The following is a 1,799-nucleotide window of genomic DNA, read 5'->3' as shown; positions in this document are numbered from 1 at the left end:
CGGATACAAAAATGTCTTGGCTCATGGAGTCTCTCTCGCCTTATTGGATTTCTTTTATCAGAGGCGAATCAAGGTGTCGTACACCGGCCGACTCGATGCAGGGCTCAGCTATTCAGGGCAATGACGACAACAGTCCTCTGCCCCATGGACGCGCTCGCGCGCGACCCCGCATACGGTGCCCGGCCATTTGTAAAAATGGCGTTAATATTTCATACACTTTTTGTCATCATTCCCCGAATGACGCAGCTAATTCTGTTGCGATTGGCGCCTGCCCATCTAAAGTGCACCCACGCACGTGAAAAACATGAACCGGGTAAGGATGCACAACCATGAGCACTGACCAAGAGACGACTTTAGACGAGCCGCGGCTCAACAGTACGGAAATCCGCATTCTGGGCTCGTTGATCGAGAAACAGGCCACCAGCCCGGAAACCTATCCCCTGACCCTCAATGCCCTGGTGATTGCCTGCAACCAGAAAACCAGCCGCGAGCCGGTGATGAACCTCACGCCGGGCCAGGTCGGCCACAGCCTGCGCGCCCTCGAAGGACGCGGCTTCACCAGACTGGTGATGGGCAGCCGCGCCGACCGCTGGGAGCACAAGGTCGACAAGGCCCTGGAACTGGTGCCGGCGCAAGTCATCCTGACCGGGCTGATGTTTCTGCGCGGCCCGCAGACCGTCAATGAACTGCTGACCCGCAGCGGCCGCATGCATGAATTCGAAGACGCCGAACAGGTGGTGCATCAGCTCGAACGCCTGATTGCCCGGGGTCTGGCCGTGCTGATTGCGCGTCAGGCGGGCCAGCGCGAAGACCGTTACACACACGCCCTGGGCGATCCGGAAGATATCGAAGCGATCATGGCGGCAAGGAACAACCCGTCCGAGCGTGGCAGCAGCGGGGTTTCGGTTGAACGGATAGAAGAGCTGGAAGCGCGGATTGCGGCGTTGGAAGAGCGGTTGGCACGGCTGGAGTAATTTTTACCTGTTAATGATTACCCCTGTGGCGAGGGGGCTTGCCCCCGTTCGGCGGCGCTGCCGTCGTAAAATCGGTGGACGAGGTTGCTCCTGAATGACCACTGTGCCTGGTTATGGGGCCGCTTCGCAGCCCAACGGGGGCAAGCCCCCTCGCCACAAAGTAACCGCCATCCTGTACCGCTTACTCGCCGTCCCAGTAATCCACCCCATCCGCCTGCCGGGCCACCGCCACAAAACCTGATGCATTACCCTCGACATCGACCTTGAAGTCATCCATCACGGCGTATTTGCCGGAATCCGGATACTCACAGATCTCCGGCGATTGCTGGGTGCTGACGGCCAGGTAACGCAACTCGCCATTGCTGGTATTGATGATCTGATGTGCCCTTTCAGGCCCGCCCGGCGGGCAGGCAATCACATCACCGGCGCGGATTGGAAAACGTTCGGATCCCAGGCGGACTTCCCCTTCCCCGGCCACAACGTAGAACATTTCCTCATTGACCCGATGACTGTGAAACGGGCTGCCGCGCATGCCTGGCTCCAGCACATACAGGCGATAACCAAGCTTTTGCGCCCCCAGCAGCTGACCGACACGGGCCAGACGCTGTTGATAGCGACCGGCGGTCTCACCGGTCGGCGCAAACGATTCGGGCAGCGGTTCGAGTTCGACCGAATTCAGATTGAGAATGGGGGGATGCATCGACACCTCCTAGTGTCCTGTGTGGGAAATACGTTTCCTTTTGACGAGTGCCTGTGGCTGTCCGGCAAGGCGCCGCGACGAGTCATAGCAGGGCTATGGCGAGGAGCGGCAACGCAGGCGGGGGG

The 1,799-nt window shown here is 59.6% G+C and carries 2 protein-coding genes; one reads left to right on the top strand and one right to left on the bottom strand.

All coding sequences use genetic code 11. The features are described 5' to 3' along the window. Nucleotides 1-329: 329 nt before the first annotated feature. Nucleotides 330-974 (top strand): YceH family protein, encoded by a 645-nt coding sequence (locus PMI29_RS17755; RefSeq protein WP_007997002.1) that lies wholly within the window; start codon nt 330-332, stop codon nt 972-974. A 181-nt stretch (nt 975-1,155) separates the two neighbouring features. On the opposite strand, the gene PMI29_RS17760 is transcribed toward PMI29_RS17755, so the two are convergent. Further along, complete coding sequence (locus PMI29_RS17760) at nt 1,156-1,674, bottom strand: cupin domain-containing protein (protein ID WP_007996997.1); 519 nt, start codon at nt 1,672-1,674, stop codon at nt 1,156-1,158. Nucleotides 1,675-1,799 lie beyond the last annotated feature (125 nt).

Origin of the sequence: Pseudomonas sp. GM49, from assembly GCF_000282355.1 — a bacterium.
In the GTDB taxonomy this organism is placed as follows: domain Bacteria; phylum Pseudomonadota; class Gammaproteobacteria; order Pseudomonadales; family Pseudomonadaceae; genus Aquipseudomonas.
The sequence above is the reverse complement of the archived record's forward strand: the minus strand, read 5'-3'. Positions and strand labels throughout refer to the sequence as shown.

Coding starts and splice junctions, on each gene's coding strand:
- PMI29_RS17755 (WP_007997002.1), top strand. CDS start 330: ATGAGCACTGACCAAGAGACGACTTTAGACGAGCCGCGGCTCAACAGT.
- PMI29_RS17760 (WP_007996997.1), bottom strand. CDS start 1,674: ATGCATCCCCCCATTCTCAATCTGAATTCGGTCGAACTCGAACCGCTG.